Source organism: Micromonospora sp. CPCC 205739 (assembly GCF_036906795.1).
Taxonomy (GTDB): domain Bacteria; phylum Actinomycetota; class Actinomycetes; order Mycobacteriales; family Micromonosporaceae; genus Micromonospora.
The window spans coordinates 461,114-477,150 of record NZ_JBAKHS010000002.1 but is presented as its reverse complement, the minus strand read 5'-3'; the positions used below and the strand labels follow the sequence as shown (position 1 = coordinate 477,150).

The following is a 16,037-nucleotide window of genomic DNA, read 5'->3' as shown; positions in this document are numbered from 1 at the left end:
CCGCTGAAGAGATCGACCCGGCCACGGTGCGGGGCGCCAGGCCCGCCGGTGAAGGCCGGCGGGCACCCGGTCATCCGCCACGCCCGCCGGGCCGGCCGGGCTCACGTAAGCCGCCAGCCGGCATCCACGCAGTCAGGACGGTGCGCCTCAGACGACGAGCGGCGGACAGGAAGCTGACGGAGGGTCAGCGACCCGGATCCGCCTTGGTGCCCTCGTCCAGCGCGGCGAGGATCGCCTCGGCGGTCCGCTTCCCCACCCCGGGTACCTCGGTGATCTCCTCCACCGTCGCGGCGGAGAGCCGCTTGAGCGAACCGAAGTGCCGCAGCAGCGCCTTTCGGCGTACCTCCCCGAGACCGGGGACGTTGTCCAGCGCCGATTCGGTCATCCGCTTCGACCGGCGTTGCCGGTGGAAGGTGATGGCGAAGCGGTGCGCCTCGTCGCGGACCCGTTGCAGCAGGTAGAGCCCCTCGGAGGTGCGCGGGAGGATGACCGGGAACTCGTCGTCGGGCAGCCAGACCTCCTCCAGCCGCTTGGCCAGCCCGCAGAGCGCCACGTCGTCGATGCCCAGCTCGGCCAGCGCCTGCGCGGCCGCCGCCACCTGCGGCGCCCCGCCGTCGACCACCACCAGCTGCGGCGGGTACGCGAACCGGCGCGGCCGGCCGGTGGTCGGGTCGATGCCGGGACGGTCGGGGTCGGAGGCGGTCTCCTCGCCGATCTCGCCGCTCTCGGCCCGGGCGTCGAGGTAGCGGGCGAAGCGGCGGCGCAGCACCTCGGACATCGCGGAGAGGTCGTCGGTGGCGCCCCGGACGATGAAGCGGCGGTACTCGCTCTTGCGGGGCAGGCCGTCCTCGAAGACGACCATGCTGGCCACCACGTCGGTGCCCTGGATCTGGGAGACGTCGAAGCACTCGATGCGCAGCGGGGACGTCCGCATGCCGAGCGCGTCGGTGAGCTCGTCGAGCGCCTTGCTGCGGGTGGTGAGGTCGCCGGCGCGGCGCAGCTTGTGCCGGGCCAGCGCGTCCTTGGCGTTGCGCTCGACCGTCTCCAGCAGTGCACGCTTGTCACCGCGCTGCGGCACCCGCAGCGACACCCGGCTGCCCCGGTGGCTGGAGAGCCAGTCGGCCAGCGCCTCGGCGTCGGCGGGCAGCTCGGGGACCAGCATCTCGCGGGGGACGTCCGCCTCGCCCTGCTCGCCGCCGTAGACCTGGGTGCAGAAGTGGTGCACCAGGTCGCCGGTGCTCAGCTCCTCGGTCTTCTCCACCACCCAGCCGCGCTGGCCGCGGACCCGGCCGTCCCGGACGTGGAAGACCTGCACGGCGGCTTCCAGCGGGTCGTCGGCGAAGGCCACCACGTCGGCGTCGGTGCCGTCGCCGAGCACCACGGTCTGCTTCTCCATGGCCCGGCGCAGCGCGGCGACGTCGTCGCGCAGCCGCGCGGCCCGCTCGAACTCCAGCTGCTCGCTGGCCTCGGTCATCTCCCGTTCGAGCCGGCGGACCATGGTGTCGGTGCGCCCGGCCATGAAGTCGCAGAAGCCGTCGACGATGTCGCGGTGCTCGTCGGCGGAGACGCTGCCGACGCAGGGCGCGGAGCACTTGCCGATGTAGCCCAGCAGGCAGGGGCGGCCCACCTGACGGGCCCGCTTGAACACCCCGGAGGAGCAGGTCCGCGCCGGGAAGACGCGCAGCAGCAGGTCGAGCGTCTCGCGGATCGCCCAGGCGTGCGAGTACGGCCCGAAGTAGCGCACCCCCTTGCGCTTGGCGCCGCGCATCACCTGCAGGCGCGGGTACTCCTCGTCGAGGGTGACCGCCAGGTACGGGTACGACTTGTCGTCGCGGTAGCGGACGTTGAACCGGGGGTCGTACTGCTTGATCCAGGTGTATTCCTGCTGGAGCGCCTCGACCTCCGTGGCGACGGTGATCCAGTCCACCGACTCGGCGGTGAAGACCATCTGCCGGGTGCGCTGGTGCAGGTTGACCGGGTCGGCGAAGTACGAGTTGAGCCGGCTGCGCAGGCTCCTCGCCTTGCCGACGTAGATCACCCGGCCGGTGCCGTCACGGAAGCGGTAGACCCCCGGTGACTCCGGGATGGTGCCGGGCGCGGGACGGTAGGTCGAGGGGTCAGCCACCCGTCAAGCCTAATCCGCACCCCCGACACCCTCCCTGGACCCGCGCCGGCCCCACCCCCGCCCCTCGATCCAGGGCGGGGGGGGTACGGGGTCAGGGGGTCTCAGGCCAGGCTGATCTGGTCGCCCTGGACCTTGAGGGCCTTCGGGGCGAGGGGCTTGGTCGCCGGGCCCTGCTTGACCGAGCCGTCGGTGATGGAGAACTTGCTGTTGTGGCAGGTGCAGTTGATGGTGCCGCCGTCGACGTTCGACACCGGGCAATTCTGGTGGGTGCAGATCGGGTCGAAGCCCTTGAACTGCCCCGCCACCGGCTGAGTGATCACCACGCCCTGGGCCGCGAAGACCTGCCCCCCGCCGACCGGGATGTCGCTGGTCGTCGCCAGCGAGGACGAGCCCTCCCGGTCGCCGCCCTCCGCGTCACCGGCGGTGGCGCCCGGTCCACCGCTGGTCGGCGCGGGGGTCGCCCCGTCCCCGGAGTCGTCGCCCCCACAGGCGGTCAGGAGGACCGACGCCCCCACCGCGCCGGCGCCCGCGAGCAGGGCCCGCCGCGTCTGCGTACCGGGTCCGGTCAACACCTGGTCGTCACTCATCTCCGGCCTCTCTCTCGACTGCCGCCGCCGGTCGTCGACCTCGCGGCCTCACCGTGGCACACGCAACACTGTGCCCGACGGTTCACCCGGTCGCCCAGCGACCGGCGAAGACACGAACGGGCGGGCCGGTTTCCCGACCCGCCCGCCGTACCGTCGCTCAGCGCGCCCCGGCCGGCACCTTGCGGGTACGCGACTTCGCGGCGCTGCCGTTGGCCTTGGCCGCCCGGGTGGTGGCCGCCTTGGCACCCTTGGCCTCGCCGTCGAGCTTGAGCACCTGGCGCAGGAACTGGCCGGTGTGGCTCTCGGCCACCTCGGCGACCTCCTCCGGGGTGCCGGTGGCGAGCACCGTGCCGCCCCGGTGGCCGCCCTCCGGGCCCATGTCGATCAGCCAGTCGGCCGTCTTGATCACGTCGAGGTTGTGCTCGATGGTGATCACGGTGTTGCCCTTGTCGACCAGGCCCTCCAGCACCATCAGCAGCTTGCGGATGTCCTCGAAGTGCAGGCCGGTGGTCGGCTCGTCGAGCACGTAGACCGTCCGCCCGGTGGAGCGCTTCTGCAGCTCGGAGGCGAGCTTGACCCGCTGCGCCTCGCCGCCGGAGAGCGTCGGCGCGGGCTGGCCGAGCCGGACGTAGCCCAGGCCGACGTCGACCAGGGTCTTGAGGTGCCGGTGGATGGCCGGGATGGCGGAGAAGAACTCGGCCGCCTCCTCGATCGGCATCTCCAGCACGTCGGAGACGGTCTTGCCCTTGTAGTGCACCTCCAGGGTCTCCCGGTTGTACCGGGCGCCCTTGCAGACCTCGCAGGGGACGTAGACGTCCGGCAGGAAGTTCATCTCGATCTTGATGGTGCCGTCGCCGGAGCACGCCTCGCAGCGGCCACCCTTGACGTTGAACGAGAACCGGCCTGGGCCGTACCCCCGGACCTTGGCCTCGGTGGTCTCGGCGAAGAGCTTGCGGACGTGGTCCCAGACGCCGGTGTAGGTGGCCGGGTTGGAGCGCGGCGTCCGGCCGATCGGCGACTGGTCGACGCCGACGACCTTGTCCACGTGCTCCAGGCCGCTGACCCGGGTGTGCCGGCCCGGCACCAGCCGGGCGCCGTTGATCTGGTTGGCCAGTACCGCGTAGAGGATGTCGTTGACCAGGGTCGACTTGCCCGAGCCGCTGACCCCGGTCACCGCGATGAGCTGGCCGAGCGGGAAGGAGACGGTGAGGTTGCGCAGGTTGTGCTCCCGCGCGCCGTGCACCACCAGCTCCCGCTCCGGGGTCTGCGGGCGGCGCTGCCGGGGCGTCGGGATGGACTTGCGCCCCGACAGGTACGCCCCGGTGACCGACTTCGGGTTCTCCAGCAGCGCCGGCACCGAGCCGCTGTGCACGATCTCGCCGCCGTGCTCGCCGGCGCCCGGGCCGATGTCGACGATCCAGTCGGCGACCCGGATGGTGTCCTCGTCGTGCTCCACCACGATCAGCGTGTTGCCCAGGCCGCGCAGCCGCAGCAGGGTCTCGATCAGCCGGTGGTTGTCCCGCTGGTGCAGGCCGATCGAGGGCTCGTCGAGCACGTAGAGCACGCCGACCAGACCGGAGCCGATCTGGGTGGCGAGCCGGATGCGCTGCGCCTCGCCGCCGGAGAGGGTGCCGGCGGGGCGGTCCAGGGAGAGGTAGTCCAGACCGACGTCGAGCAGGAACTTCAGCCGGGCGTTGATCTCCTTGAGCACCCGCTCGGCGATCATCTTCTGCCGGTCGGTCAGCTCGATGCCGGCGAGCAGCTCGGCCGCCTCGCCCACGGAGAGGTTGCAGACCTCGGCGATGCTCTTGCTGGCCAGGGTGACCGCCAGCACCTCGGGCTTGAGCCGGGCGCCACCGCAGGCCGCGCAGGGCACGTCGCGCATGTAGCCCTCGTACTTCTCCCGCGACCACTCCGACTCGGTGTCGGTGTGCCGGCGCTCGATCCACTGCACCACGCCCTCGAAGCCGGTGTAGTAGGAGCGCTCGCGGCCGTACTTGTTGCGGTAGCGCACGTGCACCTGGTCGTCGGAGCCGTGCAGGATCGTCTTCTGCGCCCGCGACGGCAGCGCCCGCCAGGGCGTGTCGATGTCGAAGTGCTGGCTCTCGCCGAGCGCCTCGAGCAGGCGCAGGAAGTATTCGAGGTTGTGCCCGGTGGCCCAGGGCTGGATCGCGCCGTCGCGCAGGGTGCGCTCCGGGTCGGGGACGACCAGCTCGGGGTCGACCTCCTTCTTGGTGCCCAGGCCGGTGCACCCCGGGCAGGCGCCGTACGGCGCGTTGAAGGAGAAGACCCGGGGCTCCAGGTCCTCGATGGCGAGGGGGTGGTCGTTGGGGCAGGCCAGGTGCTCGGAGTAGCGGCGCTCCCGGTCCGGGTCGTCCTCGTCCAGGTCGACGAAGTCCAGCAGCACCAGCCCGCCGGAGAGGCCGAGGGCGGCCTCGACCGAGTCGGTGAGCCGCTGCTTGGCGCTCGACTTGACGCTGAGCCGGTCGATCACCACCTCGATGGTGTGCTTCTCCTGCTTCTTGAGCTTGGGCGGCTCGGTCAGCGGGTGCACCACGCCGTCGACCCGGGCCCGGGCGTAGCCCTTGGCCTGGAGCTCGGCGAAGAGGTCGACGTACTCGCCCTTGCGGCCGCGCACCACCGGGGCGAGCACCATGAACCGGGTGCCCTCGGCCATGCCGAGGACCCGGTCGACGATCTGCTGGGGGGTCTGCCGGGAGATCCGCTCGCCGCAGACCGGGCAGTGCGGCTCGCCGATGCGGGCGAAGAGCAGCCGGAGGTAGTCGTAGACCTCGGTGATGGTGCCCACCGTCGAGCGCGGGTTGCGCGAGGTGGACTTCTGGTCGATGGAGACCGCCGGGCTCAGGCCCTCGATGAAGTCGACGTCGGGCTTATCCATCTGGCCCAGGAACTGCCGCGCGTACGACGACAGCGACTCGACGTACCGGCGCTGGCCCTCGGCGAAGATGGTGTCGAAGGCCAGGCTCGACTTGCCCGAGCCGGAGAGCCCGGTGAAGACGATCAGGGCGTCCCGGGGCAGGTCGAGACTGACGTCACGCAGGTTGTGCTCGCGCGCGCCACGGATGATCAGTCGGTCGGCCACTGTCCGTGTACTCCCGGGTGAGGAAATTGAGGCGGATCTGTCCGCTCGGAGCGTGTTCTGAGCGGTTTGCGGGCGCAGAAATGACGCCTCGGCAACTCTAGCCCCGAGGTACGACAACTTCCCGCGCCCGCACATTCCCCCAGCTCACACCGGTCAGGCCGGGGTGGCCCACGCCGGTGCGGCGTTCAGAATCCGCCGGGTGACGCCGGGGGTGCCGGACGCGCCGTCCGCCGGCGGCCACCCCGCCACCCGCCGCGCCGCTCGGCGGCCAGCCGGGTCTCCCGACGGCGGCTCTCGTACGCCACCTCCCGCTGCAACCGCCGCCAGCTCTCCCAGCGCCGCACGGGCAGCTCTCCGGTCTCCAGGGCCTCCCGCACCGCGCAGCCCGGCTCGGCCTCGTGCGCGCAGTCGGCGTACCGGCAGTCCGTGGCGAGCTCGGCGATGTCGGCGAAGGCCCGGTCCAGCCCGGCGGAGCCGTCCAGCAGGCCCACCGCCCGTACCCCCGGGGTGTCCAGCACCGCGCCGCCGCCCGGAACCGGCACCAGCGCCCGCCAGGTGGTGGTGTGCCGGCCCTTGCCGTCCACCCGGCGGATGGCCTGGGTCGGCATGACCGCGGCCCCGGCCAGGGCGTTGACCAGACTCGACTTGCCGGCCCCGGACGGCCCGAGCAGGCCGAGGGTCAGCCCCGGGGCGACCAGCGGACGCAGCGGCTCCAGCCCGGTGCCCCGTTCGGCGCTGACCGGCAGCACGGGCACCCCCGGGGCCACGGCGGCGAGCTGCCGGGCGACGGCCGCCGGGTCGGCGGCCAGGTCGACCTTGGTGAGCACGACCACGGGCCGCGCCCCGGACTCGTGGGCCAGCGAGAGCAGCCGCTCGATGCGGGCGACGTCCGGCTCGGGGTGCACCGGCTCGACGACCGCGGCGGCATCCAGGTTGGCGGCGAGCACCTGCCCGCTGGCGTCCTTGCCGGCGGTCCGCCGCACCAGGGCGGTGCGGCGCGGCAGCACCGTCTCGACGGTGATCGGCCCGTCCGGCCAGGTGGCGAGCAGCACCCAGTCGCCGGCGCAGGGCAGGGCGGTCAGGTCCCGGGCCGCGGCGGCGAGCACCGCCGGGCCGAGACTGGCGCGGACGGGTCCGTCCGCGCAGAGCACGGTGCAGACCCCGCGGTCGACCCGGGCCACCCGGCCCGGGCGGCGGTCGGGGCGCCGCCGTGCGTACGCCGCCCGGTCGGCGTCGAAGCCGAGGGCGGTGAGATCGATCGTCATGGCATCCTCATCAGAGTCGGAGCTGGTTGTGGCGGTGCACGCGTGCTGCTCCCGGCATGATCACCACCTCCGTCCGACGTCCCGGTGCCGCGTTCGAGGCCGACGGTAGGGGGCCCGGCGGCGCGCCGAAAGCGATTTCCCCGGCGACGGGCCGCCCCCGTACCGCTAGGGTCGATGCGTGACCTCGGATCCGCTTCTGCTGACCGGCGAGGTGGACGACGCCACGGCCCGTCTGCTGCGCGCCGCGGCCGCTCTCGACGACGCGGACGTCGCGGCGCCCTCCCTGCTACCAGGCTGGACCCGCGGGCACGTCCTGGCGCACCTGGCCCGCAACGCCGACGGCTTCGTCAACCTGCTCACCGCCGCCCGCACCGGCGAACCCATCCCGATGTACGCCAGCCCGGACGCCCGGACCGCCGACATCGAGGCCGGTGCGCCCCGACCACCGATGGCCCACCTGGACGACCTGCGCCGCTCCGCCGAACGGTTCGCCGAGGCGGTCGCGGCCATGCCGGTCGAGGCGTGGTCGGCCACGGTGCAGACCCGGCGCGGCCCGTGGAAGGCCGCCATGCTGGTCTGGGGCCGGCTGCGGGAGGTCGAGGTGCACCACGTGGACCTCGACGTGGGGTACCGGGCGGCCGACTGGCCGCTGGCGTTCGCCCACCACCTGCTGCACGAGGTGGGCGCCGGCCTGGCCGCCCGCACCGACGTCCCGGCGATGGTGCTGCGCTTCGACGGCAGCCGGCACGAGGTGGTCGTCGGCGACCCCGAGGGCGCGCCGCTGATCACCGGCCCGGCCGCCGAGCTGGCCGCCTGGTTGATCGGGCGCAGCCGCGGCGACGTGCTGACCGTCACTCCCGACGGACCCCTGCCGACACCACCGGAATGGATATAGACACGTCATGAGCTACACCGGAGACGTCACCGCCGGCGGCCCGCCCGCCGTCCGGGAGCTGGACCGGCTCACCATCACGAAGCTGTCGGTGGGTCCGATGGACAACAACGCCTACCTGCTGCGCTGCACGCGGACCGGCGAGCAGGTGCTGATCGACGCGGCGAACGAGGCCCCGCGCCTGCTCGACCTGGTCGGCGACGCCGGGCTGACCGCGGTGGTCACCACCCACCGGCACATGGACCACTGGGTGGCGCTGGAGGAGGTCGCCGCGAAGACCGGCGCGCGTGCGCTGGTGCACGCCGACGATGCCGGGGGCCTGCCGATCGAGGCGGAGCGGCTGGCCGACGGCGACACCGTGCCGGTCGGTGACTGCGCCCTGGAGGTGATCCACGTCAAGGGGCACACCCCGGGTTCCATCGCGCTGCTCTACCGGGACCCGGCGGGCACCCCGCACCTGTTCACCGGGGACAGCCTCTTCCCGGGCGGGGTCGGCAACACCGACCGGGACCCGGAGCGCTTCGGCCAGCTCATCGACGACGTGGAGCAGAAGCTCTTCGACCGGCTGCCGGACGAGACCTGGTTCTACCCGGGGCACGGCAAGGACAGCACGCTCGGCGCGGAGCGCCCGTCGCTGCCGCAGTGGCGCGCCCGCGGCTGGTGAGCCGCGCGGCGCCGGTCAGCCCGGCTGGCCGGCGCCGGCCAGGGCCCGCAGCCGGCGCCGGGTGCCCAGCAGCACCAGGCCGGCCAGCGCCAGCCCGACCGCCATGGTGACGAGCAGCGGGCTGCCCTCGCCCGGCAGCAGCCCGGCCAGCGACCGGGACGCGGTGCCCAGCGCCAGGTAGAGGCCGGCCCAGAGCGCGGCGCCCGCCGTCGCGCAGGCCAGGAACCTCCGGTACGACATCCGCAGCCCGCCCGCCGCCAGCGGCAGCAGCGCGTTGAACACCGGCAGGAAGGGCGCGACCAGCACCATCCGTCCGCCGCCGGAGCGCAGGATCCCCTCGGCCGCGGCCCAGCGGGTCTCGCCGATCCAGCCGCCGACCCGGCTGTGCCGCAGCCGCTCGCCGTACACCCGGCCGGCGAGGAAGCTCAGCGACCAGCCGGCGACGCAGCCGGCCACCACCGCGGCGACGGTGGCCGCACCGGTCGCCGGCCGGCCCACTCCCACCGCCGCGAGGATCGCGATGTCGCCGGGGACCAGCACCCCGAGCAGCGGTACGGCGTCGGCGAGCATGACCAGCCCCAGCGCCCCCATCAGCAGGGTGGTGGGCAACTCCCCGACCTGGGCCAACGATTCCAGCATGGGTCCGACGCTATGGGCCGCGGCGCTGCGGCACATCGGGTCCGGTCCCCCACCCCGCCCTGAACCGCGACTCGGGGTCACCCCCGAGCCGGCCGCCGGGTCAGCGCGGCCGGAGCACCTGCACCCGGCGGACCGGCGAGTCGACGAAGGGCTCGGTCGTGGGCACCGGATAGCTGGCCACGACGTCCAGCCCCTCGGCCGGCAGGTGTCCCCGGTCGGGGTCGCCGACCAGCACCACGGCCCCGGCCGCGGCGGCCCGCCGCAGGAACGGCAGCACCCGCCCGGCCAGCGCCGCGTCGTAGAGCACGTCGCCGGCGAGCAACAGGTCCACCCCGGTGCCGTCGCCGTCGAGCAGGTCGCCCTCGCGCGCCGTGACGGACACCCCGTTCGCCCGCGCGTTGACCGTCACCGCGGCCACCGCCCACGGGTCGACGTCGTTGGCGACGACCTCGGCGGCGCCGGCCAGCGCGGCGGCGATGGCGACCAGGCCGGATCCGGCGGCCAGGTCGAGCACCCGGCGGCCGGCGGCCAGTTCGGGGTGGTCGAGCAGGTGCCGGGCGAGCGCCTGCCCGCCGGCCCAGGCCGACGCCCAGAACGGCGGTGGCAGGGTACGGCCGGCCGCCGCCTCCATCCGGGCCCACCAGACGATCGCGTCCTCGGCGAGGTGCAGCCACACCTCCGGCACGAACGGCGTGGGCACCAGCCGCAGCCGGTCGAGCCCGTCGCCGGGAGCGCCGATCTCGCGCTCCAGCACGGTCAACGCCCTCGTACTGGGTCCGCCCACCGGTCGAGCATGCCGGAGTCGACGCCGGTACCGGGCCGCTTTCGCGTCCGACTCGCGATTTTCCATTCGCCCCCTGCGGCACTTCAGCCAGCGAACGGGCGGTTCGCCGGTTACTGTCGGGGAAGCACAGGGCGATCATCCGTCGACGCGCGGATGCTCACCCGTCTTGGACAGGGAGAGATGCATGGCAACCGGCACGGTCAAGTGGTTCAACTCGGAAAAGGGCTTCGGCTTCATCGAGCAGGACGGCGGAGGCCCGGACGTCTTCGTCCACTACTCGGCGATCGCGACCAGCGGTTACCGGGAGTTGAACGAGGGCCAGAAGGTCGAGTTCGAGGTGACCCAGGGGCAGAAGGGTCCGCAGGCGGACAACGTCCGTCCGCTGTAGTTCCGTGCCGGTGGCGGCGGTCGGGGTCGGCCGCCGCCACTGCGCGTGCCCGGACCGGTCCGCCCGCAACCGGCCGGTGTCGGGCCTGGTCAGGCGACCATACGTCGGGCGATCTCGTCGGCGACCTGTTTGGCCATGGTCGGCGGGATCGCCGCGGCGATCTTCTCCGGCGTGAGGGTGGCGAGGACACCCTGGACGATCGCCGTCTCGTCGGTGAAGTCCTTGTTGGCGAGCGCGGTCAGCGCCGTCTGCAGGGCGGTGAGCTGCGCGCCGAGCGACTTCAGGGTGGGGTGCTGGACGACCAGGCCGGGGTCCGCGTGGTCCTCGCCCATCGTCATCCTGGTGTAGATCTGACCGACCGGGTTACGTCCGTCCAGGACGGTCAGGTTGCGGTGCACGGTCTCGAGCCAGCTGTGTTCTTGGGGGGTCATGTCGTCGTCCTCCAGGAGTCCGATGGTGGTGAGATAGCGCCGGAACAGCGGAGTCTGGTCCCGGTTCGCCTTCGTCGAGTCGCGGAAGAAGCTGAAGTGGGTGTGGTACAGGTGCGAGCTGTCGCCGCTGGTGCGCCTGCCGAGCCGGTCCCACCGTCGGACGGTCCGCCCGTCCGGTGAGTAGATGATTTCGCGTATGTCGCGGCTGTCCGCCGTGTTCGCCGCGCACTGGGCGACGCACCAGGTGGAGAACGTGCGGAGGTTGTGCGTACGGCCGCCGGAGCTCACCGCGAAGACGCCCACGTCGAGCGCGGAGGCATGCAGGGTCAGCCCGGCGGAGTCCCGGCTGGACTCCACCACCGAGTAGTCGTTGGTCACCACCCGGTCGGAGCCACAGTGGTAGCCGCCGCGGTGCCCCGCATCACCGACGATGCCCACCTCACCGGGTTCGAGGTCGTCGTCGCGAACCGTGTCGCGGTCGATGTTGAGGTTGTCGATCAGCAGGCGGCGGGCGGCCAGCAGATTGGCCGGAGCCGTTGTCATGGGATCCCCTTTCCGTAGGGTCAGGGGCCGGGCACGACGGTGACACCGCGTGGCGGTGTACGGGTGCGGGAGCGAGCCCGACCTGGAACTGCACGACGTCGGGCGTTGGCTGAACGATAGCCCCGCGAATGGACAAACGCCCAGCTCAAATGGGTTCTCTTCAGATGGATCGAAGCTGTGAGTCAGCTGGGACCGACCGCTTGAGGGGTGCGCGCACACCGCGCGGCCACATCGGACGAGCCGTAGTCCACAACAGAAAGTGACCGTCCCGTCGGGCGTAGCCGAGGGCCGGAACCGTTGCCGGGCACCTCGACCGGCGACGGGTCAGTTCGTCGGGCGGCGGGTCGACTCGGCCCGGACGGCGTCCCGGTGCGCCCGCATCGAGGCGACCATCGTCGCCATGAAGCGGTGCACCACCTCCAGCTCCTCGTCGGTGAAGCGCGCCATCACCTCGTCGGTACGCCGGCCGAGCGGGCCGAAGAAGCTCATCGCCAGCGCGGCGCCCTGGTCGGCGTAGCGCAGGAAGACCTTGCGCCGATCGGCGGTGTCCCGATCGCGGCGGATGTGCCCGGCCCGTTCCAGCCGGTCGATCAGCGCGGTCACCGACCCGGAGGAGAGGTTGAGCTGCTCCCCGAGCCGCCCGGGGGTGATCGGGTCGCCGGTCAGTTCGGCGTCCATGACGGCGATCAGGGCGTGCAGGTCGGTGGGGTTGAGCCCGTGCAGGCCGGCGAAGGCGTGCCCGATGTGCTGCGCGTCCACCGAGTATCGCCGCAGGTCGTTGGTGATGTCGGCGACCATCTGACTGCGTCGGTCGTCCCGCCGTCGATACATGTCGTGCGCTGCCACGTCTGGTCGTTTCCCCCTGTCGGACCCCGCTCCCGAGCAGCATAGAGCAGCCCTCGACAATCTCGCTCGTCAAGATACTCGACGACTTGCAATAATGCTCTTGCTCGGCAAGACTCTTGACAGCCGAGATTTCGAGTCGAAGGACCGTGAGGGCATCCGATGTCTGTGTTCACCCGTGTCGCCCGCAGCCGGCTGGCCGCCTGGCTCACCGTGGTCGCCGCGATCGTCGTCGGCGCGGCGGTCTTCGGACTGCCCAAGCCCGACAATCCGGACCCGGTCTCCTCCACCGGCCTGTCGGTCGAGTGGCAGTCGACCCAGGTCGAGCGCCTCCAGGACCAACTGCCCTCCAGCGACACCCAGCCGGCGCTCGTGGTGCTCAGCCGCACCGACGGCGGGGCGCTCACCGAAGCCGACCGGGCGGCCCTCGCGGCCCGCTCGGGCGAGCTGAACCAGCTGGCCGTGGGCGGTCGGGTCAGCCCACCGCAGGTCTCCCCGGACGGCACGGTCGCGCTGGTCGCCGTACCGCTCTCCACCGCCGGCGGTCAGGACCAGGTGGCGCAGACCATCGACCGGCTCCGCGCCACCCTGGACGACGTGCCCGACTCCCTCGCCGTGCAGGTGACCGGCGGGCCCGCCTTCACCGCCGACCTCACCAAGGTCTTCGAGGGCGCCGACACCACGCTGCTCCTGGTCACCGCCGCCGTCGTCGCGCTGCTGCTGCTGATCACCTACCGCAGTCCGTTCCTGTGGATCGTGCCGCTGGTCATCGTCGCGGCGACCGAGCAGCTGACCCTGCGCGCCCTCGACACGATCGTCCCGGCGGCCGGCATCAACCTCGCCGGCGGCGCCGTCACCGGCATCGCCAGCGTCCTGGTCTTCGGCGCCGCCACCGACTACGCCCTGCTGATCATCGCGCGCTACCGGGAGGAGCTGCGCCGCGAAGAGGACCGCTTCGTCGCCATGCGGGCCGCCCTGCGCCGCACCGCCGAGCCGATCCTGGCCAGCGGCTTCACCGTCGTGCTGGGCGTGCTCACCCTGCTGCTCTCCGAACAGGAGCTCAACCGAGCGCTCGCCGTAGCATGCGCCACCGGCGTGGTCCTCGCGATGTTCTCCGCGCTCTTCGTCCTGCCCGCCGCGCTGGTGATCTTCGGCCGGGGGCTGTTCTGGCCGTTCGTCCCCCGCGCCGGAAGTGCCGCCCGGGAGGGCCGCCTGTGGGGCCGCCTCGGCGCCGCCGTCGTACGCCGCCCGGCACCGGTGGCGGTCCTCGCCACGCTGCTGCTCGCCGGCCTGGCGCTCGGCGGGCTCGGCATCCGCACCGGCCTGTCCGAGACCGAGCAGTTCCGGGTCAAGCCCGAGGCCGTCGCCGGCGCGGAGACGCTGGCGAAGGCGTTCCCGGCCGGAACCACCCAGCCGGTCGCCGTGCTCACCACCCCCGCGGCGGCGCGGGCCGTCACCGACGCCGCGACGGCAGTCCCCGGCGTCGCCTCCGTACGCCCCGGTGAGGCGGGGGCCGGCATCGCCCAGGTGGACGTGGTGCTGGAGGCCGAGCCGGGCACCGCCGCCTCGGACCGGGCGATCGAGGCGCTGCGGGACGCGGTCGCCGCGGTCCCCGGCTCCGCCCCGCCCACGGTGGACGGCGCGGAGGAGTTCTCCGGAGCGATCGTCGGCGGCACGGTGGCCGCCACCTACGACTCGGCCGAGGCCAACGCGAAGGACCTGCGCCTGATCCTGCCGATCATCCTGCTGCTCGTCGGCGCCGTACTGGTGCTGCTGCTGCGCGGCCTGGTCGCGCCGGTGCTGCTGGTGCTCACCGTCATCGCGTCCTTCTTCGCCAGCCTCGGCGCGGCGTGGCTGCTCTTCGACCACGTCCTCGGGTTCCCGGCGCTGGACAGCGGTGTCCTCCTGATCGCCTTCGTGTTCCTGGTGGCGCTCGGCGTGGACTACAACATCTTCCTGGTCACCCGGGCCCGGGAGGACGCCCGGAGCACGGGTACCCGGGACGGCATGCTCTCCGCGCTGCGGGTCACCGGCGGGGTCATCACCAGCGCCGGCATCCTGCTCGCGGCGGTCTTCGCCGTCCTCGGCGTGCTGCCGCTGATCACGCTGACCCAGGTCGGGATCATCGTCTGCATCGGTGTGCTGCTCGACACCCTGCTGGTGCGCACGGTCCTCGTCCCGGCGCTCGCCTTCCTGCTCGGTGACCGGTTCTGGGCGCCGGGCCGCATCCACCGCGACCCCGTACCGGACGCCCCGGCACGACCGGAGCCGGTCGCCGCGCGGGACTGACCGTCCGGGGACGGGTGAGGGCCGGGGCGCGTCGCGTCCCGGCCCTCACCGGTCGAGGCGGATGCGATCACGCCCTACCGGGGTGGTGGCGCCCCGGCGGCGGCCCGTACCGCCCGGTCCCGGGTGGCCCAGGCGACCACGAACACCGCCGACCAGGCCACCCCGAGCAGCACCGAGGTGGCCGTCCCGCTGGCCGTGCTCCAGCCCAGGTAGAGGCGGGCCCCGCCGAGCAGCGCGATGCCGGCCGCGGCCGTCGTCCAGGCGGCCACCGCCACCGGCCAGCGGGCGTCGCGGGAGACCAGCCAGGCGAGCGTGCAGAGGCTCGCGGCGACCACGGCGTTCTGCGTCGGGAACATGACAGCCGCCCGCGCCGACGGGGTGGCGTCGGCCACCACCGCCAGGACCACCAGCGGCAGGAACGCCCCGACCGTGCCGAAGACGCTGAGCAGGTCCGCCCGCCAGGGCCGGTGCCGCCAGGCGAGCAGCCCGGCCAGCACCGCCACCAGCACGATCAGGAACGACCCCCGCAGCACCGAGACCGTCGTCAGGGCCGCCTGCACCGCGCCCGGGGTACGGCGGTCGGCGAACCAGTCGGCGATCACACCGTCGACCACTGCCAGCCCGCTGAAACGGACCACCGCCTCCAGCAGCCAGGCCACGGCCAGGCCGGCCGCCGAGAGCAGCAGCAGACCGGCGCCGAGGTTGAGCAGCAGCGCCCAGCCCGGCCCGAGGTGCATGGCGACGAGGAAGAAGAGGATGCCGTACCGGCCGGTGACCCAGCGCACAGGCGGCAGCGCGGCGGCCCGGGTCAGCAGCGCCCGCGCCGGGTCGGGATTGCGCCCCAGCCACCGCCCGGCGAGCACGATCGCGACCAGCACGGCCAGCAGCACCAGCACCACCCCGGTGGCCCGGCCGAGCAGCCGGGAGACCGTCTCGTACGACTCGCCGGCCAGGTAGCCCAGCAGCACCGAGCCGCCCACCCAGGTCGTCACCCCGGCCAGGTTCCACGGCGCGAACCGCCGGTACGGCAGGCCGGCCGCGCCGGCCAGCCGGGGCACCAGGGTGCGGGCGAAGGCCACCCAGCGGGCGGCGAACACCCCCCGCCCGCCCAGCCGGCCGAGCATCGCGTCGGCCCTGGCCCACCGCTCGGGCCCGACCCGGGCGCCCAGCCCGCCGGCCCGCAACCGGGGGCCGTAGCGGCGGCCGGACCGGAAGGCGAGTGTGTCTCCCATCACCGCCGCCCCTGTCATGACGAGCAGCGCGGGAACAAGCCGAAGCGTCCCCGCGTAGGCTAAGAAGCCGACCAGCAACAGGGTCGCCTCGCCCGGCACCAGCAGACCGAAGATCACCGCGGTCTCCCCCGCGACGATCGTCGCGGCGATCACATAGATCAGCAGGGACGGCAGGCCCTGCAGCGAGGTCAGCAGGTCATGCATCCGGTCCCCATGAACACGGGGGCCAGCATGCCAGCCGCGCGAACGGTC

General features: G+C 73.1%; 12 protein-coding genes and 1 pseudogene. 4 read left to right on the top strand and 9 right to left on the bottom strand.

What is annotated here, in order from left to right; all coding sequences use genetic code 11:
- Window positions 1-184 precede the first annotated feature (184 nt).
- The 4 genes from uvrC to rsgA all read right to left on the bottom strand — a co-directional run bounded on the left by uvrC (window position 185) and on the right by rsgA (window position 7,080).
- On the bottom strand, window positions 185-2,125 hold the full coding sequence (gene uvrC / locus V6U88_RS06115) for an excinuclease ABC subunit UvrC (protein WP_334450582.1): 1,941 nt from the start codon (window positions 2,123-2,125) through the stop codon (window positions 185-187).
- 101 nt (window positions 2,126-2,226) lie between these two features.
- Window positions 2,227-2,712 (bottom strand): Rieske (2Fe-2S) protein, encoded by a 486-nt coding sequence (locus V6U88_RS06110; RefSeq protein ID WP_334450581.1) that lies wholly within the window; start codon window positions 2,710-2,712, stop codon window positions 2,227-2,229.
- A 157-nt stretch (window positions 2,713-2,869) separates the two neighbouring features.
- Complete coding sequence (uvrA, locus tag V6U88_RS06105) at window positions 2,870-5,815, bottom strand: excinuclease ABC subunit UvrA (RefSeq protein WP_334450580.1); 2,946 nt, start codon at window positions 5,813-5,815, stop codon at window positions 2,870-2,872.
- A gap of 185 nt (window positions 5,816-6,000) precedes the next feature.
- Window positions 6,001-7,080 carry a ribosome small subunit-dependent GTPase A gene (gene rsgA / locus V6U88_RS06100; RefSeq protein WP_334450578.1) on the bottom strand — a complete coding sequence of 360 codons (1,080 nt, stop codon included), beginning with the start codon at window positions 7,078-7,080 and terminating at the stop codon, window positions 6,001-6,003.
- Window positions 7,081-7,258: 178 nt separating this feature from the next.
- Here rsgA and V6U88_RS06095 point away from each other — a divergent pair, with 178 nt between their 5' ends.
- Together V6U88_RS06095 and V6U88_RS06090 are read left to right on the top strand one after the other, a co-directional pair.
- Complete coding sequence (locus tag V6U88_RS06095; protein WP_334450577.1) at window positions 7,259-7,975, top strand: maleylpyruvate isomerase family mycothiol-dependent enzyme; 717 nt, start codon at window positions 7,259-7,261, stop codon at window positions 7,973-7,975.
- 7 nt (window positions 7,976-7,982) lie between these two features.
- A complete protein-coding gene (locus V6U88_RS06090; RefSeq protein WP_334450575.1) occupies window positions 7,983-8,636 on the top strand; it encodes an MBL fold metallo-hydrolase in 654 nt (217 codons plus the stop codon).
- A 15-nt stretch (window positions 8,637-8,651) separates the two neighbouring features.
- Here the strand turns inward: V6U88_RS06090 and V6U88_RS06085 are convergent, their stop codons facing one another.
- Together V6U88_RS06085 and V6U88_RS06080 are read right to left on the bottom strand one after the other, a co-directional pair.
- Window positions 8,652-9,275: a DedA family protein gene (locus V6U88_RS06085; protein ID WP_334450573.1), complete on the bottom strand. Its 624-nt coding sequence runs from the start codon at window positions 9,273-9,275 to the stop codon at window positions 8,652-8,654.
- A 100-nt stretch (window positions 9,276-9,375) separates the two neighbouring features.
- Window positions 9,376-10,059, bottom strand: a complete 684-nt coding sequence (locus V6U88_RS06080; RefSeq protein WP_334450572.1) for a class I SAM-dependent methyltransferase — start codon at window positions 10,057-10,059, stop codon at window positions 9,376-9,378.
- Window positions 10,060-10,243: 184 nt separating this feature from the next.
- Here V6U88_RS06080 and V6U88_RS06075 point away from each other — a divergent pair, with 184 nt between their 5' ends.
- Window positions 10,244-10,447, top strand: coding sequence for a cold-shock protein (locus V6U88_RS06075; protein ID WP_088983014.1), 204 nt, complete (start codon window positions 10,244-10,246; stop codon window positions 10,445-10,447).
- Window positions 10,448-10,536: 89 nt separating this feature from the next.
- Here V6U88_RS06075 and V6U88_RS06070 read toward each other — a convergent pair whose 3' ends face one another.
- Together V6U88_RS06070 and V6U88_RS06065 are read right to left on the bottom strand one after the other, a co-directional pair.
- Window positions 10,537-11,421 (bottom strand): hypothetical protein, encoded by an 885-nt coding sequence (locus V6U88_RS06070; protein WP_334450566.1) that lies wholly within the window; start codon window positions 11,419-11,421, stop codon window positions 10,537-10,539.
- Window positions 11,422-11,741: 320 nt separating this feature from the next.
- A pseudogene (locus tag V6U88_RS06065) lies at window positions 11,742-12,252 on the bottom strand (MarR family winged helix-turn-helix transcriptional regulator); the annotation flags it as partial.
- A 174-nt stretch (window positions 12,253-12,426) separates the two neighbouring features.
- Between V6U88_RS06065 and V6U88_RS06060 the strand changes: the two are divergent.
- Window positions 12,427-14,553, top strand: a complete 2,127-nt coding sequence (locus V6U88_RS06060) for an MMPL family transporter (protein ID WP_334450565.1) — start codon at window positions 12,427-12,429, stop codon at window positions 14,551-14,553.
- Between the two features lie 74 nt (window positions 14,554-14,627).
- Here the strand turns inward: V6U88_RS06060 and V6U88_RS06055 are convergent, their stop codons facing one another.
- Window positions 14,628-15,989: a DedA family protein gene (locus V6U88_RS06055; protein WP_334450564.1), complete on the bottom strand. Its 1,362-nt coding sequence runs from the start codon at window positions 15,987-15,989 to the stop codon at window positions 14,628-14,630.
- Window positions 15,990-16,037 lie beyond the last annotated feature (48 nt).

Bases quoted from the DNA above. Each gene is read 5' to 3' on its own strand.
- V6U88_RS06110 (WP_334450581.1), bottom strand. From the start codon at position 2,712: ATGAGTGACGACCAGGTGTTGACCGGACCCGGTACGCAGACGCGGCGG.
- rsgA (WP_334450578.1), bottom strand. From the start codon at position 7,080: ATGACGATCGATCTCACCGCCCTCGGCTTCGACGCCGACCGGGCGGCG.
- V6U88_RS06090 (WP_334450575.1), top strand. From the start codon at position 7,983: ATGAGCTACACCGGAGACGTCACCGCCGGCGGCCCGCCCGCCGTCCGG.
- V6U88_RS06085 (WP_334450573.1), bottom strand. From the start codon at position 9,275: ATGCTGGAATCGTTGGCCCAGGTCGGGGAGTTGCCCACCACCCTGCTG.
- V6U88_RS06075 (WP_088983014.1), top strand. From the start codon at position 10,244: ATGGCAACCGGCACGGTCAAGTGGTTCAACTCGGAAAAGGGCTTCGGC.
- V6U88_RS06070 (WP_334450566.1), bottom strand. From the start codon at position 11,421: ATGACAACGGCTCCGGCCAATCTGCTGGCCGCCCGCCGCCTGCTGATC.
- V6U88_RS06060 (WP_334450565.1), top strand. From the start codon at position 12,427: ATGTCTGTGTTCACCCGTGTCGCCCGCAGCCGGCTGGCCGCCTGGCTC.
- V6U88_RS06055 (WP_334450564.1), bottom strand. From the start codon at position 15,989: ATGCATGACCTGCTGACCTCGCTGCAGGGCCTGCCGTCCCTGCTGATC.